At 70.5% G+C, this 19,841-nt stretch carries 20 protein-coding genes and 1 pseudogene; 17 read left to right on the top strand and 4 right to left on the bottom strand.

What is annotated here, in order from left to right; genetic code table 11:
- Positions 1 to 4: 4 nt before the first annotated feature.
- The 7 genes and pseudogenes from ACGFK0_RS22855 (at position 5) to ACGFK0_RS22825 (ending at position 9,048) form a co-directional block, all read left to right on the top strand.
- Positions 5 to 3,685 carry a nitrate reductase subunit alpha gene (locus ACGFK0_RS22855; protein ID WP_392908264.1) on the top strand — a complete coding sequence of 1,227 codons (3,681 nt, stop codon included), beginning with the start codon at positions 5 to 7 and terminating at the stop codon, positions 3,683 to 3,685.
- Positions 3,685 to 5,319, top strand: coding sequence for a nitrate reductase subunit beta (narH, locus tag ACGFK0_RS22850; protein ID WP_392907773.1), 1,635 nt, complete (start codon positions 3,685 to 3,687; stop codon positions 5,317 to 5,319). Before ACGFK0_RS22855 ends, narH begins: the two co-directional genes overlap by 1 nt.
- On the top strand, positions 5,316 to 5,942 hold the full coding sequence (gene narJ / locus ACGFK0_RS22845) for a nitrate reductase molybdenum cofactor assembly chaperone (protein WP_392907770.1): 627 nt from the start codon (positions 5,316 to 5,318) through the stop codon (positions 5,940 to 5,942). Before narH ends, narJ begins: the two co-directional genes overlap by 4 nt.
- Positions 5,939 to 6,679: a respiratory nitrate reductase subunit gamma gene (gene narI, locus ACGFK0_RS22840; protein WP_392907768.1), complete on the top strand. Its 741-nt coding sequence runs from the start codon at positions 5,939 to 5,941 to the stop codon at positions 6,677 to 6,679. Before narJ ends, narI begins: the two co-directional genes overlap by 4 nt.
- 1 nt (position 6,680) lies before the next feature.
- A complete protein-coding gene (locus ACGFK0_RS22835; protein ID WP_392907766.1) occupies positions 6,681 to 7,748 on the top strand; it encodes a tellurite resistance/C4-dicarboxylate transporter family protein in 1,068 nt (355 codons plus the stop codon).
- 115 nt (positions 7,749 to 7,863) lie between these two features.
- A pseudogene (locus ACGFK0_RS22830) lies at positions 7,864 to 8,097 on the top strand (dihydrofolate reductase family protein); the annotation flags it as partial.
- Between the two features lie 213 nt (positions 8,098 to 8,310).
- On the top strand, positions 8,311 to 9,048 hold the full coding sequence (locus ACGFK0_RS22825) for an alpha/beta hydrolase (RefSeq protein WP_392907764.1): 738 nt from the start codon (positions 8,311 to 8,313) through the stop codon (positions 9,046 to 9,048).
- 171 nt (positions 9,049 to 9,219) lie between these two features.
- Here ACGFK0_RS22825 and ACGFK0_RS22820 read toward each other — a convergent pair whose 3' ends face one another.
- Positions 9,220 to 9,645 carry a hypothetical protein gene (locus ACGFK0_RS22820; RefSeq protein ID WP_392907762.1) on the bottom strand — a complete coding sequence of 142 codons (426 nt, stop codon included), beginning with the start codon at positions 9,643 to 9,645 and terminating at the stop codon, positions 9,220 to 9,222.
- A 555-nt stretch (positions 9,646 to 10,200) separates the two neighbouring features.
- Between ACGFK0_RS22820 and ACGFK0_RS22815 the strand changes: the two genes are divergently transcribed.
- The gene (locus ACGFK0_RS22815; protein WP_392907760.1) at positions 10,201 to 11,025 is read left to right on the top strand and encodes a helix-turn-helix domain-containing protein; all 825 of its coding nucleotides are present in this window, start codon (positions 10,201 to 10,203) and stop codon (positions 11,023 to 11,025) included.
- 2 nt (positions 11,026 to 11,027) lie between these two features.
- Positions 11,028 to 11,237 carry a DUF397 domain-containing protein gene (locus ACGFK0_RS22810; protein ID WP_392907758.1) on the top strand — a complete coding sequence of 70 codons (210 nt, stop codon included), beginning with the start codon at positions 11,028 to 11,030 and terminating at the stop codon, positions 11,235 to 11,237.
- Positions 11,238 to 11,336: 99 nt separating this feature from the next.
- Here the strand turns inward: ACGFK0_RS22810 and ACGFK0_RS22805 are convergent, their stop codons facing one another.
- Positions 11,337 to 11,906: a TetR/AcrR family transcriptional regulator gene (locus ACGFK0_RS22805; protein ID WP_392907756.1), complete on the bottom strand. Its 570-nt coding sequence runs from the start codon at positions 11,904 to 11,906 to the stop codon at positions 11,337 to 11,339.
- 101 nt (positions 11,907 to 12,007) lie between these two features.
- Here ACGFK0_RS22805 and ACGFK0_RS22800 point away from each other — a divergent pair, with 101 nt between their 5' ends.
- Positions 12,008 to 12,622, top strand: coding sequence for a dihydrofolate reductase family protein (locus ACGFK0_RS22800; protein WP_392907753.1), 615 nt, complete (start codon positions 12,008 to 12,010; stop codon positions 12,620 to 12,622).
- A gap of 447 nt (positions 12,623 to 13,069) precedes the next feature.
- On the opposite strand, the gene ACGFK0_RS22795 is transcribed toward ACGFK0_RS22800, so the two are convergent.
- The gene (locus tag ACGFK0_RS22795) at positions 13,070 to 13,519 is read right to left on the bottom strand and encodes an SRPBCC domain-containing protein (RefSeq protein ID WP_392907751.1); all 450 of its coding nucleotides are present in this window, start codon (positions 13,517 to 13,519) and stop codon (positions 13,070 to 13,072) included.
- Positions 13,520 to 13,597: 78 nt separating this feature from the next.
- Positions 13,598 to 13,750 (bottom strand): VOC family protein, encoded by a 153-nt coding sequence (locus tag ACGFK0_RS22790; RefSeq protein ID WP_392907748.1) that lies wholly within the window; start codon positions 13,748 to 13,750, stop codon positions 13,598 to 13,600.
- Positions 13,751 to 13,849: 99 nt separating this feature from the next.
- On the opposite strand from ACGFK0_RS22790, the gene ACGFK0_RS22785 reads away from it, so the two are divergent.
- From ACGFK0_RS22785 to ACGFK0_RS22755, 7 genes are all read left to right on the top strand, one after another.
- A complete protein-coding gene (locus ACGFK0_RS22785; protein WP_392907746.1) occupies positions 13,850 to 14,308 on the top strand; it encodes a helix-turn-helix transcriptional regulator in 459 nt (152 codons plus the stop codon).
- Between the two features lie 5 nt (positions 14,309 to 14,313).
- Entirely contained in the window at positions 14,314 to 14,598 is a 285-nt protein-coding gene (locus ACGFK0_RS22780; RefSeq protein ID WP_392907743.1) for a VOC family protein, read from the top strand.
- A gap of 75 nt (positions 14,599 to 14,673) precedes the next feature.
- Positions 14,674 to 15,234, top strand: a complete 561-nt coding sequence (locus ACGFK0_RS22775; RefSeq protein WP_392907740.1) for a GNAT family N-acetyltransferase — start codon at positions 14,674 to 14,676, stop codon at positions 15,232 to 15,234.
- 55 nt (positions 15,235 to 15,289) lie between these two features.
- Positions 15,290 to 17,440, top strand: coding sequence for a hypothetical protein (locus ACGFK0_RS22770; protein WP_392907738.1), 2,151 nt, complete (start codon positions 15,290 to 15,292; stop codon positions 17,438 to 17,440).
- Positions 17,441 to 17,479: 39 nt separating this feature from the next.
- Positions 17,480 to 17,605, top strand: coding sequence for a hypothetical protein (locus tag ACGFK0_RS22765; RefSeq protein WP_392907735.1), 126 nt, complete (start codon positions 17,480 to 17,482; stop codon positions 17,603 to 17,605).
- Between the two features lie 78 nt (positions 17,606 to 17,683).
- Positions 17,684 to 18,760 (top strand): TIGR03857 family LLM class F420-dependent oxidoreductase, encoded by a 1,077-nt coding sequence (locus tag ACGFK0_RS22760; protein WP_392907733.1) that lies wholly within the window; start codon positions 17,684 to 17,686, stop codon positions 18,758 to 18,760.
- Entirely contained in the window at positions 18,757 to 19,770 is a 1,014-nt protein-coding gene (locus ACGFK0_RS22755) for an oxidoreductase family protein (protein ID WP_392907729.1), read from the top strand. The genes ACGFK0_RS22760 and ACGFK0_RS22755 overlap by 4 nt, the downstream gene beginning before the upstream one ends.
- The last annotated feature ends 71 nt before the right edge of the window (positions 19,771 to 19,841 follow it).

Genomic DNA, 19,841 nt, shown 5'->3' with positions numbered 1-19,841 from the left:
GTTGCTGGCGCCGCTGCTGCCCGGCGGTGAGCCGGTGGAGAAGCTGCTGCGCCGGGCGCAGTTCTTCGTTCCGGGCACGCCCTCGGAGGATCACCGCGAGGTGCACCGGAGCGACGGGCGAGGTGCGGAGGAGTTCTACCGGGAGCGCTGGCGCCATGACAAGGAGGTGCGGTCCACCCACGGGGTGAACTGCACCGGGTCGTGTTCGTGGAAGGTCTTCGTCAAGGACGGGATCATCACGTGGGAGACCCAGCAGACGGACTATCCGTCGGTCGGCCCGGACTCGCCCGAGTACGAGCCGCGGGGCTGCCCGCGCGGCGCGTCCTTCTCCTGGTACACCTACTCGCCGTCCCGGGTCCGCTACCCGTATGTGCGGGGCCCGCTGCTGGAGATGTGGCGGGAGGCACGGGACCGGCTCCGGGACCCGGTGGACGCGTGGGCGGAGCTCACCGCCGATCCGGAGCGCGCCGGCCGCTACAAGAAGGCGCGGGGCAAGGGCGGCTTCGTCCGCTCGACGTGGCCGGAGGTCTCCGAGCTGATCGCCGCCGCGCACGTGCACACGGTCAAAACGTACGGCCCCGACCGGGTGGTCGGGTTCTCCCCGATTCCGGCGATGTCGCAGGTGTCGTACTCGGCGGGCACCCGGTTCCTGTCGATGATCGGCGGGACGATCCTGTCGTTCTACGACTGGTACGCGGATATGCCGATCGCGTCACCGCAGGTGTTCGGTGACCAGACCGACGTCCCCGAATCCGGCGACTGGTGGAACTCGTCCTACCTGATGATCTGGGGCACGAACCTGCCGATCACCCGCACGCCGGACGCGCATTTCATGGTGGAGGCGCGCTACAAGGGCCAGAAGGTCGTGGTCGTCTCCCCGGACTTCTCCGACCACACCAAGTTCGCCGACGACTGGCTGGCCGCGCGGCCCGGCACGGACGGGGCTCTCGCCATGGCGATGGGCCACGTCGTCCTGACGGAGTTCTTCCGCGACCGCCAGGTGCCGTACTTCACCGAGTACGTCAAGACCTACACGGACCTGCCGTTCCTGGTAACGCTCAAGCGACACGGCGACGCTTACGTACCGGACGGTTTCCTGACCGCCGCCGACCTGGGCGACGAGAACGAAGGCGCCCCTCACAAACCCGTCCTCCTCGACGCCCGGACCGGCGAACCCGTCGCCCCGAACGGGACGCTGGGCCACCGCTTCACCCCTTCCGGCGAAGGCCGCTGGAACCTCGACCTCGGCGAGACCGACCCCGCCCTCTCCCTCTACGGCCGCCACGACGACGCCGTCCCGGTGGACCTGCCGCGCTTCGACATCGGCGACACGGAAGGCGGCGGCGCGATCCGGCGCGGCGTCCCCGCGACCCGGATGGCCGGACGCCTCGTGACGACCGTCTTCGACCTGCTCATGGCCCAGTACGCCGTCCACCGCGACGGCCTGCCCGGCGAGTGGCCCACGGGCTATGACGACGCCGGCCAGCCCTACACGCCCGCCTGGCAGGAGAGGATCACCTCGGTCCCGGCCGCCGCCGCGACCCGCGTCGCCCGCGAGTTCGCCCGCAACGCCGAGCTGTCCCGGGGCCGGTCGATGATCTGCATGGGCGCCGGGACGAACCACTGGTACCACTCCGACCAGATCTACCGGACGTTCTTCACGCTCACGATGCTGTGCGGCTGCCAGGGCGTGAACGGAGGCGGCTGGGCGCACTACGTCGGGCAGGAGAAGGTCCGCCCGCTGACGGGCTGGCAGACGACGGCGTTCGCGCTGGACTGGCAGCGTCCCACCCGGCACATGACCGGCACCTCGTTCTTCTACCTGCACACCGACCAGTGGCGGTATGAGAGCTTCGGCGCGGGGGAGCTGTCGAGCCCGCTCGGCCGGGGCCTGTTCGAGGGCCGCGGTTTCGCCGACTGCATGGCGCAGGCGTCCCGCCTCGGCTGGACGCCGTCGCATCCGGCGTTCGACCGCAACCCCCTCGACCTCGCCGATGAGGCCGCCCGCGCGGGACGGACGGTCGCCGACCACGTGGTCGACGAACTGAAACAGGGCCGTCTGCGCTTCGCCGGCGAGGACCCCGACGCCCCGGAGAACTGGCCGCGGGTGATGACGATCTGGCGCGCGAACGTCCTCGGCTCCTCGGGCAAGGGCATGGAGTACTTCATGCGCCACCTTCTGGGAACCGACGACGCCGTCCGCGCGGACGAGTCGCCGCCCGGACTCCGCCCGGCGGAGGTGACGTGGCGGGACGAGGCGCCGCGGGGCAAGCTCGACCTGCTCACCACCATCGACTTCCGCATGACCAGCTCATGCACGTACGCCGACATAGTCCTGCCGGCGGCGACCTGGTACGAGAAGCACGACATCTCCACCACGGACATGCACCCGTTCGTGCACTCGTTCAACCCGGCCATCGCGCCGCCGTGGGAGGCCCGCACCGACTTCGACGCGTTCCGCCTCATCGCCGAGGAGTTCTCCAGGCTGGCCGGAACCCATCTCGGCACCCGCACCGACGTGCTCGCCGCCCCGCTGACGCACGACACCCCCGACGAGACGGCGCAGCCGGGCGGCCGGGTACGCGACTGGGCCGCGGGCGACGGCGAGCCGGTGCCGGGCCAGAACATGCCGAAGCTCGTCACCATCGAACGCGACTTCACGGCCGTGGCGGCGAAGATGGCCGCGCTGGGCCCGCTGGTCGACACCCTGGGCACCACCACCAAGGGCGTCACCGTGGTCCCCTCCGGCGCCGTCGACCACCTGCGCCGGGCGAACGGCGCGGTACGCGGCGGCGTCGCCGACGGCCGCCCGTCCCTGGAACGCGACGTGCACCTGGCCGAGGCGATCCTGGCGCTGTCGGGCAGCACGAACGGGCAGGTCGCCCTCCAAGGCTGGAAGGCCCTGGAACGGCGAACGGGCACCACCCTGGCCGACCTCGCCGAAGAACGCGCCGGCGAGCGCATCTCCTTCCGCGACACCCAGATACAGCCGCGGTCGGTCATCACGAGCCCGGAATGGTCGGGCAGCGAAACGGGCGGGCGCCGCTACTCCCCGTTCGTCGTGAACGTCGAACGCAAGAAGCCGTGGCACACCCTCACAGGCCGGATGCATTTCTTCCTCGACCACGACTGGATACACGAATACGGAGAGGCGCTCCCCACCTACCGCCCGCCGCTCGACTACGTCCGCCATTTCGGTGAGCAGGGCCTCCGCGAGGACGGCCGCCCGGAGATCACCGTCCGCTACCTCACGCCCCACTCGAAATGGTCGATCCATTCGGAGTACCAGGACAACCTGCACATGCTGCGGCTGTTCCGCGGCGGCCCGGTGATCTGGATGAGCCCCCTGGACGCCGAGCGGATCGGTGTCCGCGACAACGAGTGGATCGAGGCGTACAACCGCAACGGCGTGGTCGTCTGCCGGGCGGTCGTCACGCACCGGATGCCGCAGGGCACGGTCTTCATGTACCACGCCAAGGACCGGCACCTGATGACGCCGCGTTCGGAGATCTCCGGCTGGCACGGCGGCTCGGACAACTCCCTCACCCGGCTGGTGATCAAGCCGACCCACATGATCGGCGGATACGGCCAGCTGACGTTCGCGTTCAACTATCACGGGCCTACCGGCAACCAGCGGGACGAGATCACCGTGATCCGCAAGCGGCCCCAGGAGGTGCGGTTCTGATGCGGGTGATGGCCCAGACGGCGATGGTGATGAACCTCGACAAGTGCATCGGCTGCCACACCTGCTCGGTCACCTGCAAGCAGACGTGGACCAACCGGCCGGGCACCGAATACATCTATTTCAACAACGTCGAAACGAAACCGGGCCTCGGCTACCCGAGACGCTACGAGGACCAGGAACAGTGGAAGGGCGGCTGGAAACTCGACGGCAAGGGCCGCCTCCAGCTCAGGGCCGGCGGACGCCTCCGCAAGCTCCTGTCCATCTTCTACAACCCGGATCTCCCGCCGATCGACGACTACGGCGACCCGTGGACCTACGACTACCAGACGGTGATCAACGCCCCGCTCGGCACGGAGAACCCCAGCGCGCACTCGATCTCCGCCCTCACCGGCCGCAAGATGGACATGAGCTGGGGCAGCAACTGGGACGACGACCTCGCCGGCTCCGGTGAGCACGCCGCCACCGACCCGGACCTCGCGGGACTCGAAGACCGCGTCAAGATGGAGTTCGAGCAGGTGTTCATGTTCTACCTGCCGCGCATCTGCGAGCACTGCCTCAACCCGTCGTGTGTGGCGTCCTGCCCGTCGGGCGCGATGTACAAGCGGGAGGAGGACGGCATCGTCCTGGTCGACCAGGACCGCTGCCGGGGCTGGCGGTACTGCGTGTCGGGCTGCCCCTACAAGAAGGTGTACTTCAATCACCGCACCGGCAAGGCCGAGAAGTGCACCCTCTGCTATCCGCGCATCGAGGCGGGCCAGCCGACGATCTGCTCGGAGACGTGCGTGGGCCGCCTCCGCTACCTCGGCCTGGTCCTCTACGACGCCGACAAGGTCACGGAAGCTGCCGCGACCCCCGACGAACAAGACCTCTACGAGGCACAGCTCGGCGTCTTCCTCGACCCGCACGACCCGGACGTCCAGGTAGAAGCGGCCCGCGCGGGCATCCCCGCCGACTGGATCGACGCCGCCAAGCGGTCCCCGGTCTACTCCCTCGCGGTGCGGCACCGGGTGGCGCTGCCGCTGCATCCGGAGTACCGGACGCTGCCGATGGTCTGGTACATCCCGCCGCTGTCACCGGTCGCGGACGTCGTCCACGCCGCCGGCTACGACGAGACCGACCCCGACCGGGTCTTCGCCACCATCGACGCTCTCCGCATCCCCGTCGAGTACCTCGCGAACCTGTTCACCGCGGGCAAGGCGGAGACCGTCCGGACGGTCCTGCGCAAGCTCGCCGCCGTCCGGGCCGTCATGCGCGCGGGTCAGCTCGGCCTCGACGTGGCCGACGACCTGCCGGCGTCGGTCGGCTCCGACCTGGACGAGCTGGACGACCTCTACCGCCTCCTCGCCATCGCCAAGTACGACGACCGCTACGTCATCCCGATGGCGCACGCCGAGGACGCCGGACGCCTCCAGGCCCAGCACGAGCAGCTCTTCTGCAGCCTCGACGGCGAGGGCGGCCCCGGCATGGGCGGCACGGGCCCGCCGCCCGGTTCGGTCGAGTCGTTCCATCCCGCGGGCGAGCCCGGCGGCAGCCACCGGTTCCGCGCCGGCGACGGCAGCACACGCTTCAACCTGCTCGGCTGGGACGGACGGGGCAGCGCCCCGGGCCTGTTCCCGGAAGCGGACGAGTCATGACCCGGGACGCCGTCAACCCGTACAAGCTGGCCTCGCTCCTGCTCCAGTACCCGACGACGTCCCTCTTCCAGGGCCTCGGCCACCTGGACGCGGCCGCGGCCGCGACATCTCCCAAACCGTCGGCCGAGGCGTTCGCGAGCTTCCTGGCCTGGCTGCGCGCGACCCCGCCCACCGAGGTCGCGCAGCACTACGTGGAAACGTTCGACCTGCGCCGCCGCTGCGCGCTCTACCTCACCTACTACCGCTACGGCGACACCCGCAAGCGCGGCATGGCGATGCTCACGTTCAAAACGGCCTACCGGTCCGCCGGATTCGCCCCGTCCGAGGAAGAGCTACCCGACTACCTGCCGCTCGTCCTCGACTTCGCCGCGCTCACCCCCCGCGGCGAGAAGCTCCTGCGCGGCCACCGAGCCGACGTCGAACTCCTGCACCGCGCACTGGACGAGGCGGGCACCCCCTACGCCCACGTCGTGGACGCGGTACGCGCACGCCTCCCCAAGCCGGGCCGCCGGGACCTCACCCTCATCCGCCAGGCATGGGAGAAGGGACCGCCCGCCGAGGACGTCGGCCTGGAGCCGTTCGCCCCACCCGAGTACCTCACCGGACAAAGGACACGCCCGTGATCACCGCCTGGTCGTACTTCTGGTGGGTCATCCTGCCCTACATCGCGATGGTGGTGTTCATCGTCGGCCACATCTGGCGCTGGCGCTACGACCAGTACGGATGGACGAGCTACTCGACCGAACTCCAGGAACGCGGCTGGCTGAAATGGGGCGCGCCGCTGTTCCACTACGGGACGTTCGCGGCGATCGGCGGCCATGTCCTCGGCATCCTGGTCCCCCGGGAGTGGACGGCGGCCGTCGGCGTCTCCTCGCACACCTACCACCTGTTCTCCGCCGTCGCGGGTCTGATCGCCGCGGTCCTGGTGCTCATCGGCATGGGAATCCTCGCGTCCCGCCGCCTGTTCGCCCCGCGCGTCCGCGCCACGACGAGCCCCGTCGACTGGGTGGCGCTCGTCCTCCTCGGCATCATGGTCGCGCTCGGCATCGCCACGACGGCGTTCAACGTGCCGCTCGACCACGAGTACCGCGAGACGATCTCGATCTGGTTCCGGGACCTGTTCACCGGCGACCCCGATGTCGCCGTCGCGCTGCAGGCGCCACTCATCTTCCAGGTCCACGCCGTCGCGGCCTGGGCGTTGTTCCTGGTGTGGCCGTTCACGCGGCTCGTGCATGCGTGGAGCTACCCGGTGTGGTACCTGTGGCGGCCGTTCGTCGTCTACCGCTCCAAGCGGGCGACGCCGCCCCCGGAACCAGGAACCGGGGGACGGAAGTGGCGGAAGATCGGAGTACGGTACTGAGGTGATTCTCAGCCGCGCCGGTGCCCATTTCGACGCGGCGAAACAGGCGGTGGCCACGCTCAACCCGGGCTATTTCGCGTTCGTCATGGGCACCGGGATCCTGTCGATCGGGGTCTCCACCCACGGCCTCACCACTCTCTCCACCGTGCTGCTGTGGCTCGCCGCGGCGGGCTACGCCGTCCTGGTCGTCCTGACCGCCTGGCGGGCCGTCGCCTTCCGCGCCGAGCTGAAGACGGAGTTCACCGACCCGAGACGCGGTTTCGGGTTCTTCACGTTCGTCGCCGCCACGAACGTCCTCGGCACCCGCCTGGTCGCCGCCGACCACGAGACGACCGCGTTCGCGCTGCTCGTCGTCGGCTTCCTGGCCTGGGTCGTCCTCGGCTACGTGGTCCCGTGGACGGCGGTGCTCGGGCACGCCGAACGCCCGGTCGTGGCGGGGGCGAACGGAACCTGGTTCATCTGGGTGGTGGCCAGCCAGTCCGTCGCGGTGCTCGCGTCCGTCCTGGAACCGGTGGTCGGTTTCGGCCGCCACGAGCTGTCCGTGCTGGCGGTGGGGTCCTGGTCGGTCGGGATGTTCCTCTACGCGGGGGTCGGCGTGTTCGTCGCCGCCCGCATGCTCCTGTACCCGCTGCGCCCGGCCGACCTCACCCCGCCGTACTGGGTGGCGATGGGCGCGACCGCGATCACCGTCCTCGCCGGCGCCCGGATCGTGCAGATGGCCGACACTCCGATGGTCACCGCCACCCGCGGCCTGATCGCCGGCACGTCCGTCGTGGTGTGGGCGTTCGGCACCTGGCTGATCCCGCCGCTGGTCGCCGCCGGCTGGTGGCGCCACATCACCCACCGGGTCCCGCTGCGCTACGACGCGACGCTGTGGAGCGTGGTGTTCCCCCTCGGCATGTACGGCCTCGCCGGCCACTACCTCGGCACCGCCGACAACCTTCCCATCGTCCGGGTCATCGGTGAGACGGAGATCTGGGTGGCCCTCACCGTCTGGACGGTGACGTTCGCCGCGATGCTCGTCCACCTGGCCGACACCCTGGGACGCCCACGCCCCGCCTCCGGCTGACCGCGCGTCACGTTCGCGTTCTTCGCGCTGCGTCCAGGACTCTGCGCGAAGTTCTGCAACCGGCCCCTGACCAGGGGCGCGATCCTCAACTGACCAGTTCGCGCTCGACCAGGCACGCGAGGCCGCCGGTGACCGCGCCGTCCGCATCGCGGGCGGCGGCGCGACGATCCTGGAGTATGTGAACGCCGGCCTGATCGACGAGTTCTCGATCGCGCTCTCACCGGTGCTGTTCGGCTCCGGAATCCGCCTGTTCGAGGGCGTGGACGCGGGCCGCGTGGCCCTGGAGCAGGTCCGCGCGGAGCCCTCCCCGAGGGTGACGCACCTGACCTACACCGTCCGGGAGCGGTAGGCGCACGACGGCGACCGCGGACGGCGGACGTGATGCGCAAAAAACCGTTGGCGGACCATGGCGGCCACTGCTACCTTGCCGGAGGCCGTGCCGGCAACCGAGGAGGTGGTACCCGTGAACGTTTCGACATGGGTGCTCCCCTCCGGGGTCACGGTCGGGCGATAGGTCGTCGTCCGGGAGCGCCGTTCAAGTGCACTCCCGAAAGGCACGACCATGCAGTTCACCTCCGAGCAGCGCCTCGACGACGGCGTCCTCGAACGCGACTTCACCCTCGGCGAGATCCCCGGCATCCTGTGGACGCCCGCATCCGCCTCCGCATCCGCACCGGCGCCGCTGATCCTGGTCGGCCACCCCGGCGGACTGAACAAGATGCGCCCCCGGCTGGTGGCGCGGGCCCGGGACACGGCGGAGCACGGCTTCGCCGCGGCCACGATCGAACTCCCCGGAGGCGGTGACCGGCCCCGTTGGGCCGCCGTCGAACAGGCCCGCGCCGACCTGCGCCGGGCGCTGGAGGCCGGCGAGCCGGTCGGCGAGGAGATCGTCGACCGGCTCGTCCTGCCGCTGGTCGAGAAGGCGGTCCCGGAATGGCAGGCCGCCCTGGACGCCCTCCTGTCGCTGCCCGAGATCGGCGGCCCGGTCGGGTACTCGGGGGGAGTGATCTCCATCGGCGTGCGGCTGGCGGTGGTCGAGCCGCGCATCTCGGCCGCCGTTCTGTACGCCGGGAGCTTCGTGCCCCGCATCATGTTCGAGGAGGCCCGGCAGGTCACCATCCCGCTGCATGTCCTGCTGCAGTGGGACGACGAAGGAAACGACCGGCAGGCCGCTCTGGACCTGTTCGACGCCTTCGGCGCCAAGGAGAAGACGCTGAACGCCAACATGGGCGGGCACACCGGCGTCCCGCAGTTCGCGGGGGACGCCGCGGCCCGGTTCCTCACCCGGCATCTGAGGTAGCCACCGACCACCGCCGCCGTCCGGCGGGCGGTAGGCGGTGCCGGCCTGGACGCCGCTCATCAAGGGCAGGCCCCGGCCCTCCTCGATCTATCGGATGATGTCACCTGGGCGAGTGGGAGCCGCGCGGCGGGGAGTCGAGGGGCACCTCCCGGCCGCGCGGCGGCTTGTGCGTCACCCGTTCCGCCGCGCCTTGAGGACGGCCTGGATGAGGTCGTCAGGGTCGGGTGCGTTGACGATCTTCCATTGCGTCCCGCCGGGGATGAGTGCCCACCACTCCTTGGTGGAGATGCCCCACCAGCAGACGACGCCGTGGAACCGCTGTTGCAGTTCGGCGATGGTCACTGCGTGAGAGGGGTCCGCCATGGAGGGGATGTCGGGGCAGGTCGCGTCGATCGCCGTTTCCTGGTGGGTCCGTGCGGCGAGGGCGGCGGTGACGAACGGCGTCAGGATGCGGGTGATCCTCGTGGCCGCGAGTCCCGGCCGGTGGTACGGGGCCAGGTTCTCGCCCGCGCTCGACTGGTACCACCATGTGCGGGACGTCGATTCCCGGACGAGGCCGATGCTTTCGCCGAAATGGGGCACGGCGGGATCGAACACGCGGAGAAGTGGACGCGGCCCGTCGTAGCGGGGGAGTGCTTGCCAACCTTCCCGGGTGACTTCGGTTGAGAGCCTGTCGAGATGAGTCGTCACAGAGGAAGTGGGTTCCGAGGTAGAGCGGCCTTGGGGCTGGTTCCATCGCATTACCATCGGTCCCACCTACTGGGCTGGCTCGTGGGTCGATTGGTTACGCGATTGAGTTCGAGGGTTAGCGCCCTGCGAAGTTCTTCTGCGCTGTTGCGTACAAGGGTTGGTTCTACGCCGGCCTTTGGATCGTGCAGAGTGGCGACCCAGTCGCCGAGCTTGCCGTCGTAGCGTGTCGCGCGCCAGATCCGATGTCCTTTGAAGTCCTGGCGGAGCTGATCCAACGCCTGGTCAGCGGGGTTGACGGGCGTGTCCATGATGAGTCCGAGCCTTCAGGTCGATTTCTCTCCGTTATCGCTTCCCATCTTGCTGTGATCGGATATCTTCGGGAAGAGCGAGAAGCCCACGCATAGGAAAGGGCTCTTGCGTCGTCAGAAAGTCACCCCCGCTTTCGATTCCTTGGAGGTCCCTGTGCCTCGTCGCCCCCGCGATCCAGGCGTTCCGTCCTCGCCCGCCGAGTACTTCGGTGTGGAATTGCGTCGTTATCGTGAAGCGTCCGGTTTGTCTCGGCCACAGGCGGCCGAGAGGCTCGGGTACACGCCACAGTGGATCGGGCAGATCGAGTCAGGTAAGAGCGCGCCATCCGAGGACTTCGCCAAGGATTGCGACTCCTTCTTCGAGACGAATGGGACGTTCCATCGCCTTTGGACCTGGAACCAGCAGCTTGATCACATACACGTCCTGCCGCCTGGGTTCCGCCCGTTCATCGAGGTCGAGCCAGACGCGACCTACATGAGGCTCTTCGAACCTCTCCTCATCCCTGGCCTGCTCCAGACGGAGGAGTATGCCCGGAAGGTACTCAATGTCGGCCATCGTCAGGAGAAGATCGACGAGCTCCTCGCGGCGAGGATGGCGCGGAAGGTGATCTTTGAGAAGGAGCATCCTCCGTGGTTGCTGATCGTCCTGGGTGAGACCGCAGTCAGAAGCGTGGCTGCGGGTGCCGAGGTGATGCGCGGACAACTCCAGTACCTGCTTGATCTTGCAGATCTGCAACACGTCACGCTGCAGATCTTCCCTGCTGACGCGCCGGTTTTTCAGGCCGGAGGGATTGTCCTCATGAGCTTGGACGATCGACCCGACGTCGGCTTCGTTGACGCGGCGGGAGGTCATGGCAGGCTGATCGAGGCCCCACGTGATCTTGATGAGCTTGTCGTACTCTTTGATCAAGTGAGGGCGACGGCGTACTCGGCCGAAGAGTCCGTGCGCATCATCAGATCGGTGATAGAGGAGTTGTGACCATGGGGAACACCAACGTCATCCGATGGCGCAAGAGCAGTCGCAGTGACTCGTCCGGTGGCGCCTGCGTCGAGGTGGCGGACTTGAGGGCGGCGGCCTCGGTGGCGGTGCGGGACTCGAAGGACCCGGACGGGCCGAAGTTGATGTTCGGAGCCGGTGCTTGGGAGGCGTTCACGGGCCGCGTGAAGGACGGCGCCCTGGACCTGGCCTGAACGGACCGAGCAGAGCCCCCGAACCGTGAACCGCACGGGCCGGGGGCTTTCGCGTCCCGCGCCCCCCGGCGCCACGTCGGACACTTCTTCCGCAAGGGTTCAGCGGAGGAGGCGGTTCACCATCTGCTCGATGAGGTCGTCGGTCGAGGAGGACTCCAGGAGGGCGGGGGCGGTGAGGTCGTCCAGGATCAGTCCGGACATGGCGAAGTAGAGCAGGGCGACGCCGGTGCGGTCGCCGGGCAGTCCGGCGTTCACGTGGTAGTCGACGATCTCCCGGTTCTCCTCGGTGAGGAAGCCGCTGAGCTCGGCGTCCAGGTCGGCGCGGCGGGTGGCCTCCAGGCGCAGTTCCAGCATGGCGAGGTTGCCGGCGCGGTCGCCGCGCATCCGGGTCAGCAGCTGGCGCATGAGTTCCGCGACCAGCTCGTGGGACGGCGCCTGCTTCATGGTCTCGGCGAGCGCCTCGGGGTCGGGGGTGAGGCGCTCGCGGGTGCGGCGCATCACCTGGGTGAGCAGATCGTCGCGGTTGGCGAAGTAGTTGGAGGCGGTGCCGGTCGGCACGCCCGCCCGCTTGTCGATGGCGCGCAGCGTCAGGCCGCGTGAGCCCTCGCCGGCCAGGACGTCGATGGCGGCGTCGAGGAGGGCGGTGCGCCGGGCCGGGTTCTGCCGCATGGGAGCCTCCACGAGGAACGTTGACACCACTGCAAGTGCAGTACTATGTTCAAAACACTTCGAGCAGAGTACTACGGTTGCAGTCATTAGGAGACGTCTTCATGCGAAAGCTCGTGTACTACATCGCCACCACCCTCGACGGCTTCATCGCCGGCCCGGACGGCGCCGACCCCACCGGCCCGGACGGCTTCTGGCCCATCCCCGCCGACTACATCGAGCACCTCGTGGCCAACTACCCCGAGACCCTCCCCGGCCCGGCCCGCGCGGCCCTGTCGGTCACCGCCGAGGGCACGTGCTTCGACACCGTCGTGGAAGGGCGCCGCTGCTACGAGATCGGCCTGAAGGCCGGGCTCACCGACGCATACCCCCACCTGCGGCACCTGGTCTTCTCCCGGACCCTCGCCGAGAGCCCCGACCCCGCCGTCGAGGTCGTCTCCACCGATCCGGCCGAGAAGGTGCGGGAACTCAAGCGGGAGCATGGCAAGGACGTCTGGCTGGTCGGAGGCGGAGAACTCGCCGGCGCCCTGTACGGCGAGATCGACCGGCTCATCCTCAAGGTGGGCCCGCTGACCATCGGCACCGGGATCCCGCTGTTCTCCCGCACGGCCGCGTTCGACCCGCGCACCTGGGAGCTGACCGACCACACCGTGCTCGGCAGCGGCGCCGCGTTCCTCACCTACGACCGGCCCGCCAACCCCGGCGACACCGGCAGGTGAGGTACCCCATGTCCCCGCCGACCGGCGCGTCCACGTCGCGCACCGAGTACCGGGCTGGGTGCAGCCCATGAACTCGACGAAGGGGGCCACCTCGTCCCACGGGCCCGTGGTCAGGACGGCGAACGAGACGGGTCCGACGACCTCGGCCGTCCCGTCGAACTCCACCATCGGCAACCGGCACGGGCGGCGGCGAGAGCGTCGCCCTCGCGGGTGTGGGCCTTTTCGCGGACCAGGAGCTCGTTCCGGGCTGCCAGGTGGCCGGGTCGACGACGGGCGGGCGGGCGACCGGCGCGGTGGCCGGGTCGTGGGGAGCGTTCGCCATGGCGTCCTCCGCAGTGTGTCGTGGCGGTCAGCGTCGTAGACGTCCTGCGACTCCGGAACAGACTCGACACACGCACCGGCCGAGGCGCTCGGCTCCACGCCGAGGGTCGAGTACGCCGCGGCCGGTCACGAAAGCCGGCGGGCCAGTTCGCCGAGCACGTCCGGCCAGGCCGCCGCGAACTCGTCGCGGGTGGCCGCCGTGGGAAACCCGCGCTGCATCAGGCGGATCCGATGGCCGTCCTCCGCGGCCTCGATCGTGACCTCGACCGTGGTGTCGAAGCCGGCCTCGTCGTCGAACACCGCCGCCATGTCGTAGGCGAGCCGGTGGGGGCACTCCAGCGCCGTGATCACGCGCTCCTCGCTGAACGCCGGGCCGTCCGGCACCTGGAACGCCACCGACCAGCGTCCGCCGCACCGCAGATCGAGCCGGGAGTCGGTCACCCACTCCGGCCGCCTGCTGTCGTACAGCGCGATGAACGCGTAGAAGATCGCGTCCGGTGGGGCGTCGATGACGCGGGCGACGTCGAGTGCGTGCCCGGCACGTCCGCCCTCCGTGGGCCGCCGGTGATCGCTCATGGCATCCTCCTGCCGCTGGGTGTCCGCCGAATACGACCCGGCCGGACGCGCGAGCTCATCGGTGCCCGGCGTGGACCGTCAGCCTTCGGCGATGCAGAGGGGATGCCCCTCGGGGTCGGTGAGGACCGTCCACTCGCCCTCGCCGGGCTGGAACTCGGGCCTGGACGCCCCCAGCGCCCCGACCTCGGCTTCGCCGACCAGGCCCACCTGACCCGCACCGTCCGCGCCCACCTGGGGCGAACCCCCACCGCCCTCCGCCACCTCCTCACCGGCACAGCGCGCAGTGGGTGATCCGCGACGGGCGCGGGGGCGGCGCCGGTGCGACGTACGATGTGGGATGTGACCAGCAGATCCGCCTCGGCGCCGCAGTTGAGCGACCTCGCGCGGCTGCGCCGCGTCCGCGACCGGATCGACCGCGAGTACGCGCGGCCGCTGGACGTGGAGGCCCTCGCCCGCGGCGTGAACATGTCGTCCGGGCACCTCAGCCGCCGGTTCCGCCAGGCCTACGGCGAGTCGCCGTACTCCTACCTGATGACGCGGCGCATCGAGCGGGCGATGGCGCTGCTGCGCCGCGGCGACCTCAGCGTCACCGACGTCTGCTTCGAGGTCGGCTGCCAGTCGCTGGGCACCTTCAGCACGCGCTTCACCGAACTGGTCGGTGTGCCGCCGAGCGTCTTCCGGGCCGAGGGCGCTCAAGCGACGGCGGGGATGCCGCCGTGCGTCGCGAAACAGGTGACCCGGCCGATCAGGAATCGAGAAGCGCCGGCCGGTGGCCCCCGCCTAGCGTGACGGCCATGGAATTCACCATTCATTCGAGCTTTCTCCCGCACGACGACCCGGACGCCTCCCTGGCCTTCTACCGCGACGTCCTCGGCTTCGAGGTCCGCGGCGACGCCGGTTATGGCGGGAATCTGGCCACCGCCGACCTGGACGGCGCCTTCGAGCGGCTGCGGGCCGGCGGCGCGGAGATCGTCCAGGAGCCGACCGATCAGCCGTACGGCGTCCGCGACTGCGCCGTCCGCGACCCGGCCGGCAACCTGATCCGCATCCAGGAACAGCAGCGCTGCTCCGTCCGGTGACGGCTGCCATAACCGTTTCAAGCGGCTGCCTGGAATGGATGGAGGCGCAATGGACACGGGACGTAAGATCGGCGGGTGCCTCGAACTCTAAGGACGAGCCGGCTGGTTCTGCGTCGCTGGGAGGACGGCGACCGGGAGCCTTTCGCCGCGCTCAATGCCGACCCCGAGGTCATGGAGCATTTCCCGGCCCCTTTGACCCGCCGTGAAAGCGACGCCCTCATCGACCGGATCGAGACCCGATTCGACGAAGAGGGCTTCGGCCTCTGGGCTCTGGAAGTCGCCGGCACGGGCCGATTCATCGGGATGACGGGCCTGGCCGTCGTGCGTTTCCAGGCGCACTTCGTCCCCGCCGTGGAGATCGGCTGGCGGCTCGCCCGCTCCGCCTGGGGCCGCGGCTACGCCGCCGAAGCCGCCCGCCGCGCCCTTCGCGCCGCGTTCGACGACTTCCACCTGGACGAGGTGGTCTCCTTCACCAGCACCACCAATCTCAGATCACAGGCCGTCATGACACGCATCGGCATGACCCGCGATCCCGCCGGTGACTTCGACCATCCTCTCGTCGGCGACGGCCACCGGCTGAAACGCCACGTCCTCTGGCGCACGACCGCCGCGCCCGGCAGCGAGGGGTCGGCTTGAGGCAGCTCTTCCCCGGGCCGCCGGTCCGGACGCCGGTGACCGATCCCGGGCCGACATGACCGACAGCTTTCGAGGGCGCAGCGGCATCGCGGTGGCATGGTGTGCCGTGCTCCTCAGCCTCGTCATCGGCTCGGCCGCCCTGCAGATCGCGGAACGCCCGGACACCGGCGTCCGTCCCGTCCGCGCGCCGGTCGTCGTCATCGGCGTCGCCGGGCTGGCGTGGGGCGACATCCGCGCGGACCAGACCCCGCACCTGTGGCACCTCCTCACCGGCGGCGCCGCCGCCGGCGCCGCGACGGTCCGCACCACCGGCGGCCCCGCCTGCGCGTCCGACGGCTGGCTGTCGCTGTCGGCGGGACAGGCCGCCGCGGGACCCCGCACCGACGACCACGAATGCGTCCCGCTCCCACCCGTGCGGGACACCGGCGGCGGAGCACGCGTCGACCGGTGGGACCGGCTCGTCGACGCCCAGCGCCGCTCCGAGTTCTCACCGCGCCCGGGAGAACTCGGCAGGGCACTGTCGGAACACGACGGATGCGAAACCGCCGTCGGCCCCGGCGCCGCCATCGCGCTGGCCCGCCCGGACGGAACCGTCGAACGCTACAGCCCCGCCGTCGGCTCCGCCGCACTCGACTGCCCCGTCACCGTCGTCGACGCCGGGCAGGTCGTCGAATCCGGCTCCGGCCGGCTCGACTCCCTGGCGAAGGTCGACGCGTACGCGGGCCGCGTCCTGGAACGCGTCCCCGCCGGCGGCACCGTCGTGGTGCAGGGCGTCACCGAACCACCGGGCGGCACCCCGCATCTCGCGGTCAGCATGGTCAGCGGCCCCGCGACGGCGCCCCGCCCGGCTCTGCTCACCGTCGCCTCGACCCGCTGGGGCGGGGTGGTGCGCCTCCTCGACGTCCCCAGCACCCTCCTGGACGCGGTCGGCGCGCCCGAACCCGCCGAGTTCAGCGGCGCCCCGATCTCCCTCGGCCGGACACGCCCCACCGACTCGAACAGGACCGTCCACGAACTGGGCGCCGTCACCACCACCGACCAGACGCTGCGGCGCTGGGCCGGGACACTCCTGCTCGTCGTCGCAGGCGCACAACTCGCCCTCTACATCGCGGCCGGGATCGCGTGGCGCCGCCCGGACGCGTGGCGCCGCCCGAGTGCGTGGAGGCGCCGATTCCTCCGCGCGGCGCTCGTGTTCTCGGTGCTGCCGGTGTCGATGTACCTGGTGTCGCTGACGCGGTGGTGGCACGGCCCGTTCCCCGACGCGACCCTCCTGCTCGCCCTGGCGGCCACCGCAGCCGTGGCGACGGTCCCGATCCGGCTGCTGCCCGCACGTCCGCTCTGGCGGGTGCCTCTGGCCGTCAGTCTCCTGACCTTCACCGTCCTCGTGGTGGACGCCGCGAGCGGCACGCTCCTGCACCGCGCCAGCCCGTTCGGCCCGTCCGCCCTGTACGGCGGGCGCTACTACGGTTTCGGCAACTCGACCTTCGCCGTCTTCGCCGTCGCCGCCCTCGTGCTGGCCGGGACGACGGCGGCCGAGTTGACCTCCCGCGGACGCCACCGCGCCGCCACCGCCTCCGTGGTCGCCGTCGGCGCCGTGGCGGTGGCCGTCGACACCTGGCCCGCCTGGGGAGCCGACGTCGGCGGCGGCCTCGCCCTGATCCCCGGAGTCGCCGTCCTGGCCTTCGCCGTCGCCGGGATACGGCTGACCCCGCTGCGCCTCCTCGCCGTCGCCGCCGCGGCCGTGGCGGTGGTCGCCGCCGTGGGAGTCGCCGACTGGACGCGCCCTCCCGACTCCCGCACCCACGCCGGACGCTTCATCCAGGAAATCCTCGAAGGGCAGGCGTGGCAGCTCATCGAACGCAAAGCCGGCTACGCCCTGAGTTCCCTGTCGGGCGGCCCCCTGGCCTGGGGAACGGCGGCCGTCCTGATCCTCCTGATCCTGGCCTTGGCATGGCCGCACCGCTTCTCGCCGCCCTACCTCGACGCGGCCCAACGAGAATGGCCGACGCTGCGTCCCATTCTGATAGCGGCCCTGACCACTTGCGGGGTCGGCGCGGTGGTGAACGACTACGGCATCCGCCTGATCACCTTCGGCCTGATCACGCTGCTGCCCCTGCTCGCCTTGAGCATCGCCGTCGCCGCGAACGCCCCGGCGGCACCCGCTTCACCGCGGCCTGGGCCGGACGAACCGTCCCGGCTCAGATGATGTCGAACAGGTTGGGCCGGCCCGCCCGGCCTGATCTGGATGGTGGAACGGACCATCCAGGCGCACTGCCACCACGACGAGGGCCCCGGCGACGACCGGATCGCCCGCACCCTGGCCCGCTCGATCTGGCTGACGGTCTACGGCACGCTCCCGCCCCCACCTTGATCTGGACAACTGTCCAGACTAAAGTCCGCTTATTCGCGAAGCGGCCGGGCCGACGCCCCCTGAACCGAGGAACAGCCCATGGACGACCTTCCGGAACTGGGCTTCTATGGTCTGGCCGGCCATTCGGCCACACCCCGCGACCTGCTCGCCGAGGTCGCCGAGGGCGAACGCCTGGGCCTCGGCTCGGTCTTCCTGTCCGAACGGTTCGCGACCAAGGAGGCGGCCACCCTCTCCGGCGCCGCCGCCGCCGTCAGCGAACGGATCGGCATCGCGACCGCCGCCACCAACCACAACACCCGGCACCCCCTGCTGACCGCCACCTTCGCGACGACCATGCACCGCCTCTCCGGCGGCCGCTTCGCGCTCGGCCTCGGCCGCGGCTTCGACATGCTCTTCGACGTCATGGGCCTGCCCCGCGTCACCACCGCGCAGCTCGACGACGTCACCGGCGTCCTGCGGCGCCTCTGGCGCGGCGAGGCGGTGGCCGGCCACGACGGCCCCGCCGGGAACTTCCCCTACCTCGTCCAGGACCCGTCGTTCGACGAGGACATCCCGATCATCCTGACCGCGATGGGCGAGCGGACCCTGGAGTTCGCCGGCCGCGTCGCCGACGGCGTCGTCCTGCACACCTTCTTCACCGACGAGACCCTCGCCAAGGCCGTCGCGACCATCCGCCGCGGGGCGCTCGAAGCGGGCCGCGACCCCGCGTCCGTCCGCGTCTGGTCCGTCCTGGCCACGGTCGGCGACCACCTCGACGAGGAGCTGCGGCTGCGCAAACTCGTCGGCCGCCTCGCCACCTACCTGCAGGGGTACGGCGACCTCCTGGTACGCGTCAACGGCTGGGACCCCGCCGTCCTGGCCCGCTTCCGCGCCGACGACCTCGTCACCGGCTACCCCGGTGCGTTCGACGCGATCGGAACGGCCGGCGACCTGCACCACGTGGCCGGCCTGATCCCGGACGAATGGCTCGCCGCCTCCGCCACCGGAACCCCCGGCCAGTGCGCGGCCCGCGTCCTCGACCAGTTCACCGCGGGCGCCGACGGCGTCATCCTGCACGGCGCGACCCCCGCCGAACTCGCCCCGATCCTCGACGCCTACCGCCGCGTCCGCCCACCCGGCCGCGCCGCCCACCCCCGCAACCCGGGCCGCTCATGAAGATCATCGCCGCGCGGGAGGACCTGACCCCCGCCCGGCTCACCGAAGTCCTGAACACCAGGATCGACGAGGTCGATGTGGAGCCCATAGGCACCGGCCAGATCGGCTCCTGCTTCCGACTGACCCTGACCGGCGAGGCCCCCACCCGCCTGATCGCGAAACTCCCCGCCGCCGACCCCGCCGCCCGCGCCCTCCTCGGCGGCGCCTACCGCACCGAACTGCTCTTCTACCGCGAGATCGCCGAAACCGTCACGATCCGCACCCCGCACTGCCACCACGCCGCGATCGACCCGGAAACGTTCGACTTCGTCCTCCTCCTGGAGGACCTCTCCCCGGCGGCCCAGGGCGACCAGCTGGCCGGCTGCTCACCCGGCCGGGCCCACGACTGCATGCGCGCCCTGGCCGGCCTCCACGGCCCCCGCTGGTGCGACGAAACACTCCTGGCCGTCGACGGCCTGCACCACAACACCGAGACCGACGCCTCCACCCTCGCCGAGGTCTACGCCCCCGCCGTCGAAACGTTCATCGGCCGCTTCGCCGACCGCCTCCACCCCGCCGACCAGGACACCCTCCGCCGGACCACCGAGACCATCGGCCCCTGGCTGCTGGCCCGCCCCGAACGCTTCGGCCTCGTCCACGGCGACTACCGCCTGGACAACCTGCTCTTCCCCCCGGACGGCACCACCGCGACCACCGTCGACTGGCAGACCCTCACCATCGGCCTCCCCGCCCGCGACCTGTCCTACTTCCTGGCCACCAGCCTCACCACCGAAGACCGCCGCGCCCACGAACGCGACCTCGTCGCCCGCTACCACGACGCCCTCCTGGCCCACGGCGTCACCGACTACCCCCTGGACCTCTGCTGGGACGACTACCGCTTCGCCCTCCTGCAGGCCCCCCTCATCACCGTCCTGGGCTGCGCCTACGGCACCCAGACCGAACGCGGCGACGCCATGTTCCTCACCATGGCCACCCGGGCCTGCACCACGATCCGCGACCTCACCCCCTAGAACCAGCCTGGCGGATTGTGGTCTTCGGAGAAGGTCCTCCGGTGGTCGGAGGGTGTGTATAGCCTGCGGTG

The organism is Spirillospora sp. NPDC048823, from assembly GCF_043198445.1.
Lineage (GTDB): Bacteria > Actinomycetota > Actinomycetes > Streptosporangiales > Streptosporangiaceae > Spirillospora.
This window is presented reverse-complemented; position numbering and strand designations above follow the sequence as displayed.

Coding starts and splice junctions, on each gene's coding strand:
- narH (WP_392907773.1), top strand. CDS start 3,685: ATGCGGGTGATGGCCCAGACGGCGATGGTGATGAACCTCGACAAGTGC.
- narJ (WP_392907770.1), top strand. CDS start 5,316: ATGACCCGGGACGCCGTCAACCCGTACAAGCTGGCCTCGCTCCTGCTC.
- ACGFK0_RS22825 (WP_392907764.1), top strand. CDS start 8,311: ATGCAGTTCACCTCCGAGCAGCGCCTCGACGACGGCGTCCTCGAACGC.
- ACGFK0_RS22810 (WP_392907758.1), top strand. CDS start 11,028: ATGGGGAACACCAACGTCATCCGATGGCGCAAGAGCAGTCGCAGTGAC.
- ACGFK0_RS22805 (WP_392907756.1), bottom strand. CDS start 11,906: ATGCGGCAGAACCCGGCCCGGCGCACCGCCCTCCTCGACGCCGCCATC.
- ACGFK0_RS22800 (WP_392907753.1), top strand. CDS start 12,008: ATGCGAAAGCTCGTGTACTACATCGCCACCACCCTCGACGGCTTCATC.
- ACGFK0_RS22795 (WP_392907751.1), bottom strand. CDS start 13,519: ATGAGCGATCACCGGCGGCCCACGGAGGGCGGACGTGCCGGGCACGCA.
- ACGFK0_RS22785 (WP_392907746.1), top strand. CDS start 13,850: ATGTGGGATGTGACCAGCAGATCCGCCTCGGCGCCGCAGTTGAGCGAC.
- ACGFK0_RS22780 (WP_392907743.1), top strand. CDS start 14,314: ATGGAATTCACCATTCATTCGAGCTTTCTCCCGCACGACGACCCGGAC.
- ACGFK0_RS22770 (WP_392907738.1), top strand. CDS start 15,290: ATGACCGACAGCTTTCGAGGGCGCAGCGGCATCGCGGTGGCATGGTGT.
- ACGFK0_RS22765 (WP_392907735.1), top strand. CDS start 17,480: ATGGTGGAACGGACCATCCAGGCGCACTGCCACCACGACGAGGGCCCC.
- ACGFK0_RS22760 (WP_392907733.1), top strand. CDS start 17,684: ATGGACGACCTTCCGGAACTGGGCTTCTATGGTCTGGCCGGCCATTCG.
- ACGFK0_RS22755 (WP_392907729.1), top strand. CDS start 18,757: ATGAAGATCATCGCCGCGCGGGAGGACCTGACCCCCGCCCGGCTCACC.